Genomic DNA, 16,776 nt, shown 5'->3' with positions numbered 1-16,776 from the left:
ACCGGCCGCGCGCGCAAGCGGTCGCACGTGTAAGCGGCCGCGCGTGTTAGCGGTCCTCGACGTGACGCGTCGTGCGCGTAGCGGGTCGGCGGTTCGGGGCGGGCGCGCACGGGTACGCCCTCGGTATGGTCCCCGCGATCGACCGCCTGCTGGGCACCCTCACCCTGGCCGTGCAGGTGCTGCGGGACAACGACATTCCCTGCGCCGTCACCGGCGATTGCGCCGTGTACGCGCGGGGCGGGCCGATCCTCGACGTGTACTCCGAGGTGGACGTGCTGGTGCGGCCCGCCGACGCGGCGCGCGGTTCGGACGTGCTGGCCGCGGCGGGGCTGCGGCCGCCGCTGCCGGCCTCCGACGCCGAGCGAACCACGCTCTACGACCGCGACATTCGCCTCGATCTGGTCTTCGCGCCCAACTGCCGGCCGGTCACCGACGAGCTGCTCGCGCGGGCGGAGCCGCTGTCGCTCGGCGCCACGGCCGCACCGGTGGTCACCGTCGCCGACCTGCTGGTGGCCGAGCTCGCCGTGGCCGACCCGCACCGGGTGGATTTCACCCGGCTGCTGCACATCGCACGGGAATTGCGGGCTCAGGTCGATTGGGCGCGCGTGCGGGCCGAAACCGCGGCTTCCCCCTACGCGCGCGCGTTTCTGGGCCTGCTGGACGATCTAGGCATCAGTGACGGCCCCCGTGATCGCGGCTCCAGGACGCCGCTGTGAAGGCTGGAGGGCGCCACTGTGAACACGGGTCTACAGCACAGTGATTCGTGTGTGCCCGCTCGGGTATCCGGCTGAGATAGGTTCTGCATTACCCCCGGAGTGCATTACCCCCGGGAGAAAGGCCAGCGATGATGCCTGTCGCTCCGAACACCTGCGATGAGGTCCGCAACTTGCCCGGCCCGATTCTGGCCGCCGCCGGAATCGTCGCGTGCGCATTGACTTTGACCCTCGCCGGGTACGGCTCGCTCACCGGGAGTGGCCTGTGCGCGCTCGCGAGCGTGCTCTGTCTGCGTTTCGGAATCGGGCTCATGGTCGTCGAACATCGCCGGGTCAAAGCCGCCAAGTGGGTGGATTCCGCACGTCCGGACAGTATTTGATCTTCCTTTGCGACCGAGTTTGATCTTCCGCTAATTCCTGGATATAGGGGTGCGGTCCGGGCCTTCTCCGTACTTTCGTTCGGAAATACCAAGACAGGTCGGTTCGGCCGGATTGCAACCTTTTGCCAACCCTCGGTTCGCAAACTCATAGCATCCCGAAAAGTGCTCTGACGCTGGGAATTCGATGTTGCAGATGTACTTGCATCTGCGCAATGCACGGTCATAGACTCGTCGTGCAAGGCACCAATAAGGGGACAACCAGAGAGCCGAGCGGTGAATCACCGGCGATTCTTCGCCCACGGTTAGCCGTCGGCCTGGCGTCAGGGGCGTTCGAATGAATCAGCCAATCAACCTCAGCCGACTCGGGTTTGCCGACAGAAGTCAGCCGGAGCAAACCTATTCACGTGAGACGGCAACCGCTTTCGTAATCCGCCAGGTCGAATCCACTGGAGCGGCCACTCGGTATGATTTCGACATCGAGCGGATCGTCACCACGGCGCATGCCATGGTGAACGACTGGGATCTGCATACCATGCAACCGGAGGCATTTTGGCGTATCGCCTCCAGCTTCATCAGGCAGTAATCCGACTCCGGCCGTGCCGCAGGCCGACTCGTCCGACCGATGGCACGCTGATAGGGGCCCCGTAAGGGGCCCCTTATCCGTATGCGGGGACCTTAATCCAGGTCCGCAGCTATCCGCGCCAGCTCTTTGCGGGACCGCTCCGGCGGCTCCGCCTGCACGCTCAGCTGATCCATGACCTGGCGGTAGAGCTCCAGATCCTGGCGGCGATCCAGATACAGCGCGCTCGTCAGCTGCTCCAGATACACGATGTCGGGCAATTCGGGCTCGGCGAAGCGCAGCATGGTGAACGAACTGCCCGCCGCCGCATGACCACCCGCCGCATAGGGCAGCACCTGAATGGTGACATTGGGCAATTGGGACATTTCGATGAGGTGCTCGATCTGACCGCGTAGCACGCCCGGCCCGCCGACCGGACGGTGTAGTACCGCCTCGTCCAGCACCGCCCAGAAGCTCGGCGCACCATCGCGGGTCAGTAGCTCCTGACGCCGCCGACGCAGTGAGACGCGACGCTCTCCATCCGCGTCGTGCCCGAGGGCCACGACCGAGCGGGCATAGTCCGGGGTTTGCAGCAGCCCCGGAACCAGTTGCCCCTCATAGGTGCGAATGGATTTCGCCGCGTGCTCGAGTCCGAGATAGGTTTCGAACCAGGGTGGCAGCAGATCGCTGTAGCGATGCCACCATCCGGGCTGATTCGCCCTGCGAACCAACTCGAGGAACTGCTCGCGCTCGCCGGGATCGTCAACGCCGTACAGCGCCAACAGATCCCGGATGTCGCGCTCCTTGAATCCGGTCCGCCCGAGTTCCAGGCGACTGATCTTGGCGTGGGACCCCCGGATGTGTTCACCCGCGGCTTCCCGTGTGATACCGCTGAGTTCCCTCAGCTTGCGTAGCTGGCTACCGACCGCGATACGCAGTGCAGTCGGGCCACGTTCGGCGACAGCGGAATCCGCCCGATCGTGGGCAACGGGTTCTGCGATCATGGGGTCCACTCCGATGCTCGGGTTTGCCGGCAGTGGACTCACAACCGCTTGTCGCGAACCACCGCGCCGATTGCCAATGCTACCGCTCAGCGCGCGAGGTCGTCGAATTCTCCGCTCTTCGCGCCGCGCAGGAACGCATCGATCTCCGGCCGCGTGTACACGATCAGCGAACCTTCGGGGTCGCGCGAGTTGCGGACCGCCACCTGCCCGTCGGCGAGGGGGGCCATCTCCACGCAGTTTCCACTGGGATTGCTGAAGGTGCTCTTGCGCCACAACAGATTAGAGCGATCGAAAGGGGTTGCCGAGATGTCCGTCATTTCAGACTCCTTGCCAGCACCGCCCGCAGACGGTGGTCCCAGTACTTGCAAATGTTCGATCAGGTGTACTTACAGTTGCAACCGCAAGCACGACGATAGCACGCAGATTGCCCGGTATCGATGGCTCGGAGTCGGCACATCCTTTGCAACACAACACGTTTGATCTTGATTCGGCGAAAGCCCAAGCGAAGTTGCGAAGTATTTCGGACAATCCCGACCTGTCGGCCCCGTTCGCCCGATACGCCCCGGACTACCTGCCCGAAAAGTCACGTGACGGCGAATTGTCCGATCAGAATCACCCGGCTATCCCTGCGGGCGACCGGGATTCGCGCGCCGCGGCCCCGCGCATCCGCGCAGCGACCCCGCCTCCTCCGCGCGGCGACACCGAACGCGAGCGTGCAGATGTGCTTGCATCTGCACGATGCGCCACCCTAAACTCGGTGCACCATTTCCCATCGGCCAGAGGCATCCCATGACGCAGATGCTCGTCCGTTCCACTCATTCCACGGTCGCCAGCGCCGGCAACCGGGCAGGTACCGCCGGTGATCGGCCGGAGAATTCCAGCGACTGCGAAGTCGAGCCCCGCGCGCTCACCTATCGCCAGGCCCGCGCCATCCTGCGCGCCCACGATCAGCACTTCGCCTGTCGGCAGTACCTGGCGGCCGTAGCGTACCTGTCGGCCGACAACGACGTGGACTGACATACCCCTCGTGCGCACGATTGCGTTCGCGCGCCCCGCGTAAGGCGGCTTGCGCTCCTCGCGAGTTCCGTTGCGCACCAAGCCCTTGCGTGCCTCCGGGTCGGGCGGGTACTCCGGATTGGAGAACTGCCGACACGCGGAAGAGCACCGAGATGCTGACTGCCATGCACGAGCTGCTGCTCCAGATACAGCACGCACAGGTCTTCAACCCGACTCCCGAGACCCCGCCGGTGGCCGACAAGCTGCTGCGGCTGGTCCGCTATTTCACCTGGTTCGTCCTGCTCTCAGGGATACTCGCGATCGTCTACGCGGGCGGTCGCTTCGCCTGGGAGAAGTGGAACGGCGGCGCGCTCACGGCACCCAAGCAGGTGGCGGGCGCGCTCATCGGGGGCGTCGTGGCGACGAGCGCGGGCACCATCATGAATGCCGTGATCGGACAGTAGATTTCGTCAAGAGGGGTTGTCTGAGACGAAACCTACTGGTCGGATTTGAAACATCGGTGAACGCCCCCACCGCGATCGCTAGGCCGTCGCGGCATGCCCCGTGATCTCGGCCGCCGGCTCCGCACCGGCCGCACCGACCAGTTCCTCGAAGCGCGCCACCACCTTCTGGTGGTACATGCCGAACAGATCCTCGAACAACGCCAGCTGCGCCTGACTCGGCCCGCCGTCGGACTCCCACACCGCCACCAGCGCCCGCCACACCAGCACATGCAGATCCGGCGAGACCGCGAAGTACGCCTCGACCGCCTCCGGCACCTCCAGCACCATCTCGCCGATGGAGTTGAGCACCGCCCGCTGCACCGTGTGACCGAGTGCGGTCAGCAGTCGACGCAGCAGGCCCAGCTCCAGGCTCAGCATCCGGTGCGGATCCGGATCCGCGCCGCGCGCAAGGGCTTCCAGGGCGTCGATATCGTCCTTGAGGACGGCCGGATCCAGGCCGCGCTCACTGCCGGTGTACTCCAGCAGCGCCTCGAGCGCGATGCCGCGTTCCTCGTCGACGATGTGGCCGAACATGTCCGCGGCGAGCTCCGGATCCGGCATGGACAACCGGAACAGCCGCCGGTACACATCCACACCGCCCTCGGCGCGCACATCGCGGATGACGAATCCCTTGCCCCGGTAGGCGTCCACGAAGCCGTAGGACTCCAGCCGGCCCAGAATCAATTGCGCCGTGGCGCGATTGAGATCGAATTCGTCGGCGACCTGGCGGACGGACGGCATCAGACCACCGGGCTCGTACTCCCCGGATGCCACGCGGCGCGCCAATTCGTCGGCAACGTCGGCGACGACCGTCCGGTCTCCCATCGTGTCACCTCTCCTCAATTTCTTTGTCTACGTCCCAGACAGTCTAGGTGGTTGTTGGATCAACTGCACAAGTCTCGGAACTCGCAATGAGAAGCACCGGACCTTTAGGTATCTTTACGAAATCCATACGGCATGGGGTTCCGATTCATACGGTTTCCGCCCCTAGGCTCCGAGCGTGGTTTCACCGATCGACGTCGCCAAACGACTGGTACTCGGGCGTCCGTTTCGCAGCGATCGACTCGGCGAGACGCTGCTGCCCAAACGACTCGCGCTGCCCATCTTCGCCAGTGACCCATTGTCGTCGGTCGCCTACGCCACGCAGGAGATCCTGCTCATTCTCACCCTCGGCGGGCTGACGTATCTGCATTTCACGCCCCTGGTGGCGGGCGGGGTGGTGGTGCTGCTGGCGGTGGTGGCGCTGTCGTATCGGCAGGTGGTGCAGGCGTATCCGTCCGGCGGCGGGTCCTACGAGGTGGTCGCGGAGAATCTCGGGGCGCTGCCCGGGCTGGTGGTGGCCGCGGCGCTGCTGGTCGACTACGTCATGACCGTCGCGGTGTCGGTGGCGGCGGGCGTGGACAACATCATTTCCGCGATTCCGGATCTGAATCCGTATCGGGTGGCGGTCAATCTGGTGTTCATCGTCTTCCTGACCGCCATGAATCTGCGCGGCGTGCGGGAATCCGGGCGAGCCTTCGCGATTCCGACCTACGGCTTCATTCTCGGCATCTTCGTGCTCATCGCGGTCGGTCTGGGGCAGACGCTGCTCGGGCACGCACCGGTGGCCGAGAGCGCGCACTACGAGATCCACGCCGAACAGGTCGGGCTGTCCACGGCGGGGCTGGCGTTCCTGTTGTTGCGGGCCTTCTCCTCCGGCTGTACCGCGCTGACCGGTGCGGAGGCGATCTCCAACGGGGTGCCCGCCTTCCGCAAGCCCAAGGCGCTCAATGCCGCCCGCACCATGACGGCCATGGGTGTCATCGCCATCGCCATGTTCTCCGGGGTCACGGCGCTGGCCATGATCACCAAGACGCGGGTGGTCGAGAATGCCTGCGATCTCATCGGATTCCAGGGGGACTGTCATAGCGACGCGCAGAAGACGGTGATCGCGCAGATCGCGGCCGCGGTGTTCGGCGGGCACAGCCCGGCCTTCTACTACCTGATGGTGACCACGGCGCTGATCCTCATCCTGGCCGCCAATACCGCCTACAACGGCTTCCCGCTGCTGAATTCGATTCTCGCGCAACGCCGCTACATGCCGCGTCAGCTGCACACCCGCGGAGACCGGCTCGCCTTCTCCAACGGCATCATCCTGCTGGCGGTGGTCGCGGGCGTGCTGATCTACGCCTTCCACGGGTCCACCACGCGGCTCATCCAGCTCTACATCCTGGGTGTGTTCACCTCGTTCACGCTGTGCCAGACCGGGATGGTGCGGCATTGGAACCGGGAGTTGCGCACCGCCGAGAGCACGTCGGAGCGGCTGCGGATCCACCGGGCGCGGTTGATCAATGCCTTCGGGGCCTGCTTCACCGGGGTGGTGCTGGTGGTCGTCATGATCACCAAATTCACCCACGGCGCGTATCTGGTGGTCATCGCGATTCCGATTCTGGTGGCGGGAATGTGGCTGATCCACCGGCACTATTCGTCGGTGCGGGCCGAACTGTCCATCGACCCCGGCGAGCTCGAGACGCTGCCCGGCCGCGTGCACGCGCTGGTGCTGGTGTCGGGCTGGCACAAGGCGACCCAGCGGGCGTTGCAGTTCGCGCGGGCCACCCGGCCCGACACCTTGACCGCGGTCACGGTGAACGTCGATGACGACGACACCCGTCAGCTCGCCCGCGACTGGGACAAATTCCACATCGACATTCCGCTGAAGGTGATCGAATCGCCCTACCGCGAAATCACCCGCCCGGTGCTGGAAGAGATCAAACGCCAACGCAAATCGCGCCCCCGCGACGTGGTGAGCGTCTTCATCCCCGAATACGTCGTCGGCCGCTGGTGGGAGAACCTCCTCCATAACCAGAGCTCCCTACGCCTGAAAGCCCGCCTCCTGTTCGAACCCGGCGTCATGGTCACCAGCGTCCCCTGGCAACTCCACTCCTCTCGCACCCGCGACCCCCTGCGCATCGAACACTCCCCCGGCGAGGTCCGCCGCGGCATCACCGGCCCCACCGACGCCGCCTGACCTCCTCCCGCTCGCGCAGATACCGCGCCAATTCGTCGGACACGTTCGCTGCCCATTCGACGGCGGCCGGGTTGGCATCGGCCTTTGCCAATCGGCGTTCCCAGGCCATACGCCTCCGGGCACGCCCCACTTCGGCGTCATCGGTCATGCTGGAATGCTCGCAGAACGTGCCGGCCGCGCAGACGGTTTCGAATCGGATTCAGCGCGAGAGGAGTTGGGAGATGGTGACGAAGCGATAGCCCTGGGACTTCAAGGATTGGGCGATGCGGGGGATGGCGGCGAGGGAGGGGGCGCCGGTGGGGTACATGGTGTGCAGCAGGATGATCGAGCCGGGGCGGGTTTTGGCGAGGGTTTCGGTGACTATCTGGTCGGTGGTGGGTGACTTGCCGGAGTCGGGTTCGACGTCCCAGGTGACCGTGGTGCGGTCATGGCGGGCGAGGTACCAGGGTAGGGCGAAGAGTTTCTTGCCGTTGGGTGGGCGGAACGTGATCGGGCCCTGGTAGCCGGTTTTCGCGATTTCGGCGTCGGTGCGTTCGATCTCGTCGCGGACGAAGCCGGGGGTCACGAAGACCATGCGCTGGTGGTGGTAGGTGTGGTTGCCGATCTCGTTGCCGGACTCGGCGATTGCGCGACCCTGGTCGGGGTGGGCGGCCAGTTCGCCGCCGATGAGGTAGAAGGTGGCCGGAATGCCCGCTTCGGCAAGGGTTTTCAGGATCTCGGGGGTGCGCTCGCTGGGACCGTCGTCGAGGGTGAGCGCGACGACCTTGTCGGAGGTGTCGATCCGGGGCACGATGCGGCCCGCGACCTGATAGGTGCGTGAATTCATCAGCGCGTAAAGACCGATCGAAGTCAGGACCACGAGTACCAGCGCGAGCGAGCCCCTGATGAGCAGCTTGCGTTTCATGCGAGTCCTACGTGTCGTCCGATTCCGCGGCGCGCTCGAGGTTACCCGCCCAGCGCTCGGACCATTGCCACAGCGGTTCCAGGACGTGGCCCAATTGTTTTCCGGCGATGGTCAATTCGTAGGACTTGTCCGGCTTCTTGTCCACCACACCGGCTTCGGTGAGACGTTGCAGACGGACCGAGAGCATGCTCGAGGAGCAGTTGCCCATGCGGCGGCGCAGTTCCAGGAAGCCGAGCGGGCCGGGTTCGAGTTCCCAGATCACGCGCAGCATCCAGCGTTGGCCGAGCAGGTCCATGGCGGCCAGCAGCGGTGCCGCCGAGGCGTCGGCGCGGCTGTTGGCGGGCGGGGGCTGGCTTGCGCTTCTCATTTCGAACCACCATATTGGTTCTAAATCAGAAGCACTCGAGTGGGCCGGAGGAATGGGCATGACAGCTAGGACGGACAGCGGCGAGCCGGGCGGGCAGCGGCGAATCGTGCTCATCACCGGCGCTTCTCGCGGCATCGGCGCCGAGACGGCCCGGGTGCTGGCGGCACGCGGCGACCACGTGGTCATCAACTACCGGGAGAAGCGCAGCCGCGCGCAGGCCCTCGCCGCCGAGATCGCGGCCGCGGGTGGCAGCGCCTCGGTCGCGGGCGCGGACATCGCCGACCCGGACAGCGCCCGCGCGCTCATCGACACCGTGCTCGCCGACCACGGCCGCCTCGACGTCCTGGTCCTCAATGCCTCCGGCGGCCTGGAACGCGACGCCGCCCCCGGCTACGCCATGCTCCTCAACCGCGACGCACAGACCCGCCTCACCCGACTGGCACTCCCCCATCTCCGCCCGGGCGGTCACCTGGTCTTCGTCACCAGCCACCAGGCCCACTTCTCCCCCACCCGCGAAGTCCCGCCCGGATACGAACCCATCGCCGCCAGCAAACGCGCCGGTGAGGACGCCCTGCGCGCGATGACCACCGAATTCGCCGACTGCGGCATCGGTTTCACCGTCGTCTCCGGCGACATGATCGACGGCACGATCATCGTCCGTCTCCTGGAACGCCGCGACCCCGACGCCGTCACCGCCCGCCGCGACCAAGGCGAGCTCCCGACCATCGAGGACTTCGCCACCGCTGTCGCCGACGCCACGACCACCGACGCGCCCCTCGGCGCCACGATTTACGTCGGCGGACAGGACTACCTGGTCGCGGCCACACAAGCCCCGGCCTCCGCATCGTCCTCGGACTGAACGCCGGCACCGAGATTCTCGGGTCGTCCGTGTGGAGTTCCCACTTCGCCCAAGGCACCGGCCGTCGCGCGAATCGCCAGGTGGACAAGCAGATCCGGCGGAGTAGCGCCGGACTCTGGTGCGCTTCGGCGTATGTCGCCTGCTCGGGCGCGGCATCCGGCGGGGGTGCGAAGTCTTGGCTTCTGCTGGATTTCGCTGGCCGTCGGTGACGCGTGCGTGCCAGCATCGGGTTATGCCGCATTGGATTCAGGTTCTGCCCGCTTTCATCCTCGCGTGCCTGATTCTGGCCGCGATCCCGGGTCCGGCCACCGCGCTGTTCCTGCAACGGTCCGTGCGCGATGGGCGGGCCGCCGGGCTGGCGGCGGTGGCAGGCAATGAGATCGGGGTGTTCGGCTGGACTCTCGCGGGCGGAGCGGGTCTGTCGGCGCTATTGGTGGCCAACCGGGTGCTTGATATCGGCATCCACTTGCTCGGGGCGATCGTGCTGGTGTGGCTGGGGATTCAGGCGTGGCGTGGGTCGCGCGGCGAGGATGCCTTCGGGGCCGCGCTCACGAAGGTGCTGCCGGGTGGTCGCACTCCGGCGTCCGCGTTCCGGGCCTCGCTGGTGTCCATCGCCGCCAACCCCAAGGCGGCCGTCTTCGGTCTGACCATCCTGCCGCAATTCCTACCCGGCTCCGGCCCGGTCCTGCCCACCGTCCTGATCCTCGCCTCGATCCAGCTGGTACTCGACATCGCCTGGTGCGTGGGCGTCGTCCTCGCCGCCGACCGAGCCGGAACCTGGCTACGCCGCACCGGAATCCGCCGCCGCGTCGAACGCACCCTCGCCGCGATCCTGGTCGCGCTGGGTCTCGGCCTGGCCGCCGACGCACGCTGACAACCGTCGCAGACGGTCGGGACACCCGAACGGACCCGACTGTCGAAGGGGCCTGTGACGGGCGGCGTGGCGGCCCAACGAATACGTGGTGACCATGGTGGTATCGCTCAAACAGGAACGGTCGGCGGCGAGGAGGTGCGGCGCATGGTGAATGACGTGGAGAAACGGTGGAATGATCCGTCGATGTTGCGGCACGCCACGCAGTACGTGCTGGCCGTGCTGGGTGTCACGGCGGTCGGGGCGGTCGTCGCCGTGGTGTGGGCTTCGGCGCGGACGCGGTGCCTGAACGCGGATTCGATGCTCTGCGATGGCACGTCGCGGGCGGTCGTGGGGCTCGTGCCGGGCGGGTTGCTGCTCGCAGGCGGGATCGGTGCGCTGGTGCTGGCGTTCCGTGCGTGGCGGAATGAGCGGGCCTGGCCGATCTGGCAGGGCGTGGGGTGGTTCCTGTTCACGCTCATGGTGGTGTACCTGAGCATTGTGGGCACCCAGGGCTGAGCGGTCAGATCGGGCAGCGTGGGGTGTCGGCGCTGGAATCGTGGTGGTCGTACGGGGTGCCGCGGATGCCGACCTTGGCGGCAAGATAGCGGGCGATGCGGGAATTGCGGTCCCACATGGGGTCGATGTGGCGGGCTCGGCGGTTCATGCGGGCGCGGGCTCCCGGGAGGCGGTCGTCGAGGGCGCGGACACGGACCTCCGTGGCGGCGGCGAGACCGACGAGGCGGGAGTACGGGCGTAGCGGAACGGATTTCAGCGGGGTGTCGGCGAGCAGGGTGCGGACGAGTGGCTCGCTGCTGTAGTAGGCGAGCGCGCCGAACAGGGGTGCGGTGGCCGCGATGCGGAGGCGACCGGCCGGGGTGGCGTCGCTGAAGGAGCGGGTGGCGGCACCGGCCATGGTCGCCGTCCATTGTGGGGCCACGCCGGCGGTGGCCACCATGTAGTCGGCCTGTTCCATTCCTTCGGCGGCCGAACGCGGAATGAGCTCCTCCGCCACGCCGAAGACGTATGCGATGTACGCCCAGTAGTGCATGACCGCGTCGAGTTGCGCTGTCGTGCAGCGGCGTCCGTGCACGTGGTCGAAACACATGGGCGACAGCCCGAAGGTGACGGCCGCGCCCATGGTGGTCGCGTTCGAGATGGGGTTGCCGTGCGCCGCGAGGTGCTCCTCACCCCAGGTGCGCCGCAGCATGGCCCGCACCTGCGCGTGCATGAGCCGGACCCGGACGGTGTCGTGGAAGATCGGATTGGCGCGTTCCAGGGCCCGGGGCGCGGTGACGCTGCGGAACCACGCCGTGGTTTCCAGGTTGCGGCGGTAGGGATCTCGCACGAATCGGCCGGTCTGCCCGACGGCGGAGGCGACCTCCGCGCCGACGAAGGTGCCCATGAAATCCTGCACGCCCATCGCCATCTTCCCGGCGAGCGAGACGTTGATCCAGAGCCGCCGACCGTACTCCCACAGGTCGGGGTCATACCAGTCCGGTGGATTGTCCAGCCGCGCGAACAGATTCACCATTTCCGGCAGCGGATCGTCGAGGCTGTCGATGCCGTGGGCCAGCGCTTGATTCAGCATTCGCCGCCCGCCCGCCGAGCCCATGCGCCGGAATGCCGCCACTAGTTCGTCCATGGGTTCGTCGCCCTGCCACAGATGGTCAGCCATGAGCCGGGTTCGCGGGCTGTCGACGGGTTCGCGGCGCACGTCGATCCACGGCCCCAGCATGGCTTTTCGCGGTTCGAACCACAGGTCCGACGCCACGGCGCGCGGTGGCGGCGGCCGCAGCGGCTGGCCCGGGCGGTAGTAGTAGTCGTAGGGGTGTGGGCGGGTCGCTTCGAGTTCCTGTGTCATGGCGTCAAAACCCTGTCAGCTGGCGGAATCTGGTGATCGGATCGCCACCTCGGTCGGCGTGGACCGGGCAGTAGTGCTTGTTCTCGGCGCGGTGTTCGCCTACGGGCCACAGCATTTCGGGTGCTTCGGGCGGTGCGAGCCGGGCCGGGCGGCGACCGGCGACGCGGCGGCGGGCGGCGTGGATGCGGGGGAAGAAGTACTTGATCCCGTCGGGTGTCACCCGGTTCATGGCCGACATCGTCCGGCACAGGCGCTCGAAGCGGCGCTGGTCGCGGGAGGTCCAGGTGAAGCCCATGGTGCGGCGGATCTCCGGATCGCACATGCCGATGGTGACGAACCGGTAGAACTGACCTCCGGCGGGGCGGATCAGGTGCTCCCACAGCGGTTTCGGCAGCCGCCGCACCAGCGGGAACGGCGGCACCGGCACGGTGTCGACGAGTTCGAACACATCCCGGGCGGCGCGGGTCGCCTCCAGGGTGTCGCGGCACATCGCCTGCCAATAGCGTTGGAAGGCAGCCCAGTTGGGCGGCACCACCCGCATGCTCATGCCGTACATCTCGTACCACTGGTAGTGCTCACGCCAGAGTTGTTCGCGCTCGGCCTCGTTCAGCCCGCCCATGAACAGGTCGGCGGCGCGCAGGTTCTGTATGAAGAACACCGCGTGCGCCCAGTAGAAGGTGCCGGGGTCGAGGGCGTGATAGCGGCGGCCCCGCGCGTCGACGCCCTTGATGTCGCGGTGGTATCCGACGATGTCGCGGGCGGTGTCGCGGGCTCGCTCGCCGTCGAAGACCACGCCGTAGATGGGGTACAGCGAGCGCAGGATCCGCGGGTAGAACTCGTCTTGGAGTTCGGAGTGGAATTCCACGCCCGCCCCGAGTCCGGGGTGCATGTTCTGCACCATGCCGACGAACAGGGCGCTGGGCAGGAAGTAGAGCGACCCGAAGGTCTTCCAGGTCAGCGAATCCGGCCCCAGCGGCACGGGTTCGGCGTGGGGCTCGCGCGTCATTGCGCTCTGTGACACCATGTTTCCACGCTGACACGACTAAATGCTCGCATTCAATTCGTATTCCCGATCTGCCCCGAAACGCCATGACATCGAAACGCCGCACCCCGAAGTCGCCGGTCACACCACCGCGCCGCACTCCGCAGCAGGACCGTTCCCGCGCGATGGTGGCGCGCATTCTCGATGCCGGGCAGCAGGTGCTGATCACCCACGGCTACGACGGGGCCTCGACCAATCGCATCGCGGCCGTGGCGGGCATCAGCCCCGGATCGCTGTATCAATACTTTCCGAACAAGGACGCGATCGTGGCCGCGGTGATCGAGCGCTACACCCTCGAGGTGACCGAGCGCGTGCGCGCCCGGGTGCTGTCCTATATCGGTCAGCCACCGGAAGTCTCTGTCCCGGAAACGATTTCCTACCTCATGGACGCCTTGGGCGACGACCGCGAACTACTCCGCGCGGTGGTCGAGCAAACCCCGCGCCTGGCCGCCGACGGCCCGGTGGCCGCCTTCGAACAACAAATCGGCGAACTGGCCCGCTTGGCGCTCTCGATGCGCCAATACCCGATCCCCGCCGACCTGGACCCCGACGCCACCGCCTGGATGCTGGTCCGCACGGTCGAACACCTCACCATCCGCTACCTCCTCGACCGCCCACCTATCCCCCGCGACCGCTTCCTCGCCGACATCACCCGCCTGATCCTCAACTACTTCCGCGAGCCCCCGGCGCGAGCCGAACGCGAGTAATCCGACCGCTTGGTCAATAGGGGCGACTCCCTGCCGGTCAGCGGCGCGCTGCGGAGTTTTCGGCGCTCGGCTGCGCCGCGGGGAGGGCCAGGAGGAGGTCGACGGCCTTGGCGGCGCTTTGGGCGGCGCTCTCCATCGTGGCGGACCAGTCGGTTCGGGTCCAGTCTCCGGCGAGCACCAGGGTGGGGATCGAGGTGCGCTGGGCGGGGCGCAGGCCGTCGGTGCCGACCACCTGGGAGAAGGTGGCGCGGGGCATCGGGACCACTTGGGCGTGCAGCACTTTCGCTTCGGCGGCGTCGGGGTAGTAGCGGCGGAGGAGGTCCATTTGTTCGTCCACGACCGCGTGGTGGGGTTTGTGGATCTGTTCGTAGGCACCGCTGGTGGTCAGGCAGTAGAGCCAGCCGTTGAGGGTGCCGCGGCCGTGCATGCGCTGGCGGTCGAAGACCTCGTCGATCACGCCCGCGCCGCCGATGAGGGCCTCCATCGCGGCCTGCGTGCCGAGTGGGCGGTCCAGGTAGAGGTTGGTGCTGACGATCGGGGTGTAGCCGAGTTTGTCTGCGGCCGAGTAGATCTCGTCGTGTTCGGGGAGTTCGTCGAGGAGTCCGCCGATGTAGGAGTTCGGGACCGCGCACACGACGGCATCCGCGGGCTCCACCGCGCCGTCGGCGAGCTCGACCCCGGTCACCGTGCCGTTGTCGATGCGGATGCGCCGGGCGACGGCACGGTATTTCACGGCCACACCGTGCCGGTCGAATACTCGCTGCGCGCCCGAGACGAACAGCGTGTCCAGGTCGGTGGTCGGGTAGCCGATGGTGACCGGGCGTAGTCGTTTGACGCCCAATCGGATTCCGGTGGCCAGCACGTCCGCGAACACCTTGGCCGATTCCTGCCGCACCGGTTCCGCGGCAATACCCAGGGCCAGCCAGTCCCAGAGCGCCTCGCGGGCCGTCTCGGGCATGCCGACGCGGCGCAGCCATTGGTCGGTGGTGAGGTCGGCGAGGTCACCGGGCTGGCGCAGGCACTGCCAGCCCAGCCGCAGGGTGGCCGTCGCGGACCGGACGCGGTCGGCGGGGGTGGCGTCGGGATGCGCCCCGAACAGGGCGCGCACGGCGGGAAAACCTTTGGTGCCCATGGTGACCGTGCGCCCGCCCGGCCAGCGCAGCACGCCGCGCTGCGGGAAGCTCACGTACTGACGGGTGCCGACGCTGGTGAGGTATCGGAACAGATGCTCGTAGCCGCTGGCGATCACATGCTGCCCGTTGTCGGGGACGTCCCGCAGTGGCGCGACTTCCAGAGCGTGGGTGCGCCCACCCAGGCGACCCCGCCGTTCCAGCATCGTCACGTGCTTGCCTGCCTCGGCCAGCCAAACCGCCGAGGCGAGCCCCGCCAGCCCGCCGCCGATCACCACGTATCGCCGCGGATCGTCCATCGCGCAACCCCTCGCACCCAGGCCCCCTGCCCAAGCAAGCTACGCTCGACCACCGACCCATATGCCCGAATTCATAGACCCCGTGCCATCTTCCCGTCGTAGGCGCTGTCCGGCGGACGTGAGAATTCCGGCACGCCACCGCTATCGGACGCAGGGCACTCCGCCGGTGTCCATCTGCGACAGATCCGTCGCGGCGGGGGCATTCGCGCCGGAGGCGGTGGCGGACACCGGGGCCGGAGGGGTGGTCGAGGTGGTCGGCGTGGTGGTGCGAGCGGCCGTGGTGCTCGGATCGGATTGGCCGGCCACCAGATTCGCGATGGGTCCACTGCGCGCGTCCGCGCCGAGGGTCAGCTGCACGGTCTGTTCCTCCACGGCGGCCGACTTGGTGGCGGTGAGACCGAGCTGTGCGGCCAGGGCGGTGGCGGCGGCTTCCGCGCCGGTGCCGTAGGTCAGCGTGGTGGTGTCGCGGGCCGCGCCGGTGCCGGTGGTGCCGCGAGTGAATCCGCGCGGGGCCAGTGCCGTTTGGACCTCGGCCGCCAAGCCGTTCTGACCGGAGCTGTTGACGACGTTGAGCACGACTCCGGCCGCGTCGGGAATCGCGGTGGTCGTGGTCGGCGGCGACGTGGTGGTCGCGGCACCGGCGTCAGCGCCGAGCAGATTCGCGACGATGCCGCGGATCTCGCCGGTGTCCACGATATTGATCGATTCCCCGGCATCGTCGGTCCCGAAGTCCTTGACCGGCAGCGTGTACAGCGACACTCCCTCGCTGAACAGCGCCGAGGCCCGCTGCGCGAACGCCAGCGGATCCAGGTCCTTGTCGATGGCGGTGTTCTGTTTGGTGATGTCGAGCAGGGCCCGCAGTTTGCTGGGACTGTTGAGCGTGCCGCCGTCCTGCAACTGCCGCAGCAGCGACACGATGAACGCCTGCTGCCGCCGCGTCCGATCCAGGTCGGTGAACAGCGGCTGATCCGGGTCCCGCCGCTGCCGCACGAACGCCATCGCCTGCGAGGCGTCGATCTGCTGCGTGCCCTTCTTGAAATTGGCGCCCGAATAGCTGTCACTGGTGTCCTCGTTGAGACACACCGTGATCGGCTGCACCGCCTGCGCGATCTGGAAGAACGCGGCGAGGGTCACCTCGACGAAATGATCGACCGCCACATCGCCCAAAAACTTGCCCACCGTATTGCTCTCCGCCAGCCGCCCCGCGTCCCGCGACTTCTGATCCAGCTCCAGCGCGTCCTTGACGCCGGACGCGGTGAGCTTGTCCTTCTCACGCGCATACGCAAACCCGTAGGCCTGCTTGATCTTTCCCTTACAGGGCGACGTGGCACAGGACGCCGAGTCGAGCGTCACATAATCGTCGCGAGGAATGGAAATAGCTGTCGATTTCGACCCGTCCCCCGGAATGTGCACCAGAATCAGCACATTCGAATTGAACCCGCCCTCACTGTCATCCCCCGCATGCAACGCGTCGTACATCGCTTGCGGCAATGGATTCCCATGCTCATCGAGCCGACTGTCCAACCCCATGATCAGGATATCCCGCAGGCCCAGAGCGTTCGCGCCCTCTGAGAGCCGGTCGAACGGTACCC

At 67.0% G+C, this 16,776-nt stretch carries 20 protein-coding genes; 10 read left to right on the top strand and 10 right to left on the bottom strand.

Going from position 1 to position 16,776, the window contains the following annotated elements:
- The first annotated feature begins 71 nt into the window (after positions 1 to 71).
- The 3 genes from ACWELQ_RS14605 (at position 72) to ACWELQ_RS14595 (ending at position 1,676) form a co-directional block, all read left to right on the top strand.
- Complete coding sequence (locus ACWELQ_RS14605) at positions 72 to 716, top strand: hypothetical protein (RefSeq protein WP_452397533.1); 645 nt, start codon at positions 72 to 74, stop codon at positions 714 to 716.
- Between the two features lie 170 nt (positions 717 to 886).
- Positions 887 to 1,093: a hypothetical protein gene (locus tag ACWELQ_RS14600; protein ID WP_452397532.1), complete on the top strand. Its 207-nt coding sequence runs from the start codon at positions 887 to 889 to the stop codon at positions 1,091 to 1,093.
- Between the two features lie 334 nt (positions 1,094 to 1,427).
- Positions 1,428 to 1,676, top strand: coding sequence for a hypothetical protein (locus ACWELQ_RS14595; protein WP_033089065.1), 249 nt, complete (start codon positions 1,428 to 1,430; stop codon positions 1,674 to 1,676).
- A 92-nt stretch (positions 1,677 to 1,768) separates the two neighbouring features.
- Here the strand turns inward: ACWELQ_RS14595 and ACWELQ_RS14590 are convergent, their stop codons facing one another.
- Both ACWELQ_RS14590 and ACWELQ_RS14585 read right to left on the bottom strand, forming a co-directional pair.
- Positions 1,769 to 2,656, bottom strand: a complete 888-nt coding sequence (locus ACWELQ_RS14590; protein ID WP_452397531.1) for a helix-turn-helix domain-containing protein — start codon at positions 2,654 to 2,656, stop codon at positions 1,769 to 1,771.
- A gap of 86 nt (positions 2,657 to 2,742) precedes the next feature.
- On the bottom strand, positions 2,743 to 2,973 hold the full coding sequence (locus ACWELQ_RS14585) for a DUF397 domain-containing protein (protein ID WP_452397530.1): 231 nt from the start codon (positions 2,971 to 2,973) through the stop codon (positions 2,743 to 2,745).
- A gap of 472 nt (positions 2,974 to 3,445) precedes the next feature.
- Here ACWELQ_RS14585 and ACWELQ_RS14580 point away from each other — a divergent pair, with 472 nt between their 5' ends.
- Both ACWELQ_RS14580 and ACWELQ_RS14575 read left to right on the top strand, forming a co-directional pair.
- The gene (locus ACWELQ_RS14580) at positions 3,446 to 3,673 is read left to right on the top strand and encodes a hypothetical protein (RefSeq protein WP_452397529.1); all 228 of its coding nucleotides are present in this window, start codon (positions 3,446 to 3,448) and stop codon (positions 3,671 to 3,673) included.
- Positions 3,674 to 3,825: 152 nt separating this feature from the next.
- Positions 3,826 to 4,116 (top strand): hypothetical protein, encoded by a 291-nt coding sequence (locus tag ACWELQ_RS14575; protein ID WP_452397528.1) that lies wholly within the window; start codon positions 3,826 to 3,828, stop codon positions 4,114 to 4,116.
- 78 nt (positions 4,117 to 4,194) lie between these two features.
- Here the strand turns inward: ACWELQ_RS14575 and ACWELQ_RS14570 are convergent, their stop codons facing one another.
- Positions 4,195 to 4,980: a GntR family transcriptional regulator gene (locus ACWELQ_RS14570; RefSeq protein WP_452397527.1), complete on the bottom strand. Its 786-nt coding sequence runs from the start codon at positions 4,978 to 4,980 to the stop codon at positions 4,195 to 4,197.
- Between the two features lie 175 nt (positions 4,981 to 5,155).
- Here ACWELQ_RS14570 and ACWELQ_RS14565 point away from each other — a divergent pair, with 175 nt between their 5' ends.
- Positions 5,156 to 7,162, top strand: coding sequence for an APC family permease (locus tag ACWELQ_RS14565; protein ID WP_452397526.1), 2,007 nt, complete (start codon positions 5,156 to 5,158; stop codon positions 7,160 to 7,162).
- On the opposite strand, the gene ACWELQ_RS14560 is transcribed toward ACWELQ_RS14565, so the two are convergent.
- From ACWELQ_RS14560 to ACWELQ_RS14550, 3 genes are read right to left on the bottom strand one after another with little or no spacing between them, the layout of a single operon-like run.
- On the bottom strand, positions 7,137 to 7,310 hold the full coding sequence (locus tag ACWELQ_RS14560) for a hypothetical protein (RefSeq protein ID WP_452397525.1): 174 nt from the start codon (positions 7,308 to 7,310) through the stop codon (positions 7,137 to 7,139). The two genes, ACWELQ_RS14565 and ACWELQ_RS14560, sit on opposite strands and share 26 nt — an antisense overlap.
- Before the next feature lie 51 nt (positions 7,311 to 7,361).
- The gene (locus ACWELQ_RS14555) at positions 7,362 to 8,066 is read right to left on the bottom strand and encodes a polysaccharide deacetylase family protein (protein ID WP_452397524.1); all 705 of its coding nucleotides are present in this window, start codon (positions 8,064 to 8,066) and stop codon (positions 7,362 to 7,364) included.
- Positions 8,067 to 8,073: 7 nt separating this feature from the next.
- Positions 8,074 to 8,433 (bottom strand): winged helix-turn-helix transcriptional regulator, encoded by a 360-nt coding sequence (locus ACWELQ_RS14550; RefSeq protein WP_452397523.1) that lies wholly within the window; start codon positions 8,431 to 8,433, stop codon positions 8,074 to 8,076.
- 58 nt (positions 8,434 to 8,491) lie between these two features.
- On the opposite strand from ACWELQ_RS14550, the gene ACWELQ_RS14545 reads away from it, so the two are divergent.
- The 3 genes from ACWELQ_RS14545 (at position 8,492) to ACWELQ_RS14535 (ending at position 10,661) form a co-directional block, all read left to right on the top strand.
- Entirely contained in the window at positions 8,492 to 9,292 is an 801-nt protein-coding gene (locus ACWELQ_RS14545) for an SDR family oxidoreductase (RefSeq protein ID WP_452397522.1), read from the top strand.
- 232 nt (positions 9,293 to 9,524) lie between these two features.
- Positions 9,525 to 10,166, top strand: coding sequence for a LysE family translocator (locus ACWELQ_RS14540; RefSeq protein ID WP_452397521.1), 642 nt, complete (start codon positions 9,525 to 9,527; stop codon positions 10,164 to 10,166).
- Between the two features lie 144 nt (positions 10,167 to 10,310).
- Positions 10,311 to 10,661 (top strand): hypothetical protein, encoded by a 351-nt coding sequence (locus ACWELQ_RS14535; protein ID WP_452397520.1) that lies wholly within the window; start codon positions 10,311 to 10,313, stop codon positions 10,659 to 10,661.
- 4 nt (positions 10,662 to 10,665) lie between these two features.
- On the opposite strand, the gene ACWELQ_RS14530 is transcribed toward ACWELQ_RS14535, so the two are convergent.
- Together ACWELQ_RS14530 and ACWELQ_RS14525 are read right to left on the bottom strand one after the other, a co-directional pair.
- Positions 10,666 to 12,006 (bottom strand): oxygenase MpaB family protein, encoded by a 1,341-nt coding sequence (locus ACWELQ_RS14530; protein ID WP_452397519.1) that lies wholly within the window; start codon positions 12,004 to 12,006, stop codon positions 10,666 to 10,668.
- Positions 12,007 to 12,010: 4 nt separating this feature from the next.
- Complete coding sequence (locus ACWELQ_RS14525) at positions 12,011 to 13,012, bottom strand: oxygenase MpaB family protein (RefSeq protein WP_452397518.1); 1,002 nt, start codon at positions 13,010 to 13,012, stop codon at positions 12,011 to 12,013.
- 83 nt (positions 13,013 to 13,095) lie between these two features.
- Between ACWELQ_RS14525 and ACWELQ_RS14520 the strand changes: the two genes are divergently transcribed.
- On the top strand, positions 13,096 to 13,755 hold the full coding sequence (locus ACWELQ_RS14520; RefSeq protein WP_452397517.1) for a TetR/AcrR family transcriptional regulator: 660 nt from the start codon (positions 13,096 to 13,098) through the stop codon (positions 13,753 to 13,755).
- A 37-nt stretch (positions 13,756 to 13,792) separates the two neighbouring features.
- Here the strand turns inward: ACWELQ_RS14520 and ACWELQ_RS14515 are convergent, their stop codons facing one another.
- Both ACWELQ_RS14515 and ACWELQ_RS14510 read right to left on the bottom strand, forming a co-directional pair.
- On the bottom strand, positions 13,793 to 15,184 hold the full coding sequence (locus tag ACWELQ_RS14515; protein WP_452397516.1) for a hydroxysqualene dehydroxylase: 1,392 nt from the start codon (positions 15,182 to 15,184) through the stop codon (positions 13,793 to 13,795).
- A 141-nt stretch (positions 15,185 to 15,325) separates the two neighbouring features.
- Positions 15,326 to 16,776, bottom strand: a 1,451-nt coding sequence (locus ACWELQ_RS14510; protein ID WP_452397515.1) for an LCP family protein, incomplete at its 5' end; no start/stop codon positions are given.

The organism is Nocardia sp. NPDC004722 (genome assembly GCF_053601505.1).
The sequence above is the reverse complement of the archived record's forward strand: the minus strand, read 5'-3'. Positions and strand labels throughout refer to the sequence as shown.

Coding starts and splice junctions, on each gene's coding strand:
- ACWELQ_RS14595 (WP_033089065.1), top strand. CDS start 1,428: ATGAATCAGCCAATCAACCTCAGCCGACTCGGGTTTGCCGACAGAAGT.
- ACWELQ_RS14590 (WP_452397531.1), bottom strand. CDS start 2,656: ATGATCGCAGAACCCGTTGCCCACGATCGGGCGGATTCCGCTGTCGCC.
- ACWELQ_RS14585 (WP_452397530.1), bottom strand. CDS start 2,973: ATGACGGACATCTCGGCAACCCCTTTCGATCGCTCTAATCTGTTGTGG.
- ACWELQ_RS14580 (WP_452397529.1), top strand. CDS start 3,446: ATGACGCAGATGCTCGTCCGTTCCACTCATTCCACGGTCGCCAGCGCC.
- ACWELQ_RS14575 (WP_452397528.1), top strand. CDS start 3,826: ATGCTGACTGCCATGCACGAGCTGCTGCTCCAGATACAGCACGCACAG.
- ACWELQ_RS14570 (WP_452397527.1), bottom strand. CDS start 4,980: ATGGGAGACCGGACGGTCGTCGCCGACGTTGCCGACGAATTGGCGCGC.
- ACWELQ_RS14560 (WP_452397525.1), bottom strand. CDS start 7,310: ATGACCGATGACGCCGAAGTGGGGCGTGCCCGGAGGCGTATGGCCTGG.
- ACWELQ_RS14555 (WP_452397524.1), bottom strand. CDS start 8,066: ATGAAACGCAAGCTGCTCATCAGGGGCTCGCTCGCGCTGGTACTCGTG.
- ACWELQ_RS14550 (WP_452397523.1), bottom strand. CDS start 8,433: ATGAGAAGCGCAAGCCAGCCCCCGCCCGCCAACAGCCGCGCCGACGCC.
- ACWELQ_RS14545 (WP_452397522.1), top strand. CDS start 8,492: ATGACAGCTAGGACGGACAGCGGCGAGCCGGGCGGGCAGCGGCGAATC.
- ACWELQ_RS14540 (WP_452397521.1), top strand. CDS start 9,525: ATGCCGCATTGGATTCAGGTTCTGCCCGCTTTCATCCTCGCGTGCCTG.
- ACWELQ_RS14535 (WP_452397520.1), top strand. CDS start 10,311: ATGGTGAATGACGTGGAGAAACGGTGGAATGATCCGTCGATGTTGCGG.
- ACWELQ_RS14530 (WP_452397519.1), bottom strand. CDS start 12,006: ATGACACAGGAACTCGAAGCGACCCGCCCACACCCCTACGACTACTAC.
- ACWELQ_RS14525 (WP_452397518.1), bottom strand. CDS start 13,012: ATGACGCGCGAGCCCCACGCCGAACCCGTGCCGCTGGGGCCGGATTCG.
- ACWELQ_RS14520 (WP_452397517.1), top strand. CDS start 13,096: ATGACATCGAAACGCCGCACCCCGAAGTCGCCGGTCACACCACCGCGC.
- ACWELQ_RS14515 (WP_452397516.1), bottom strand. CDS start 15,184: ATGGACGATCCGCGGCGATACGTGGTGATCGGCGGCGGGCTGGCGGGG.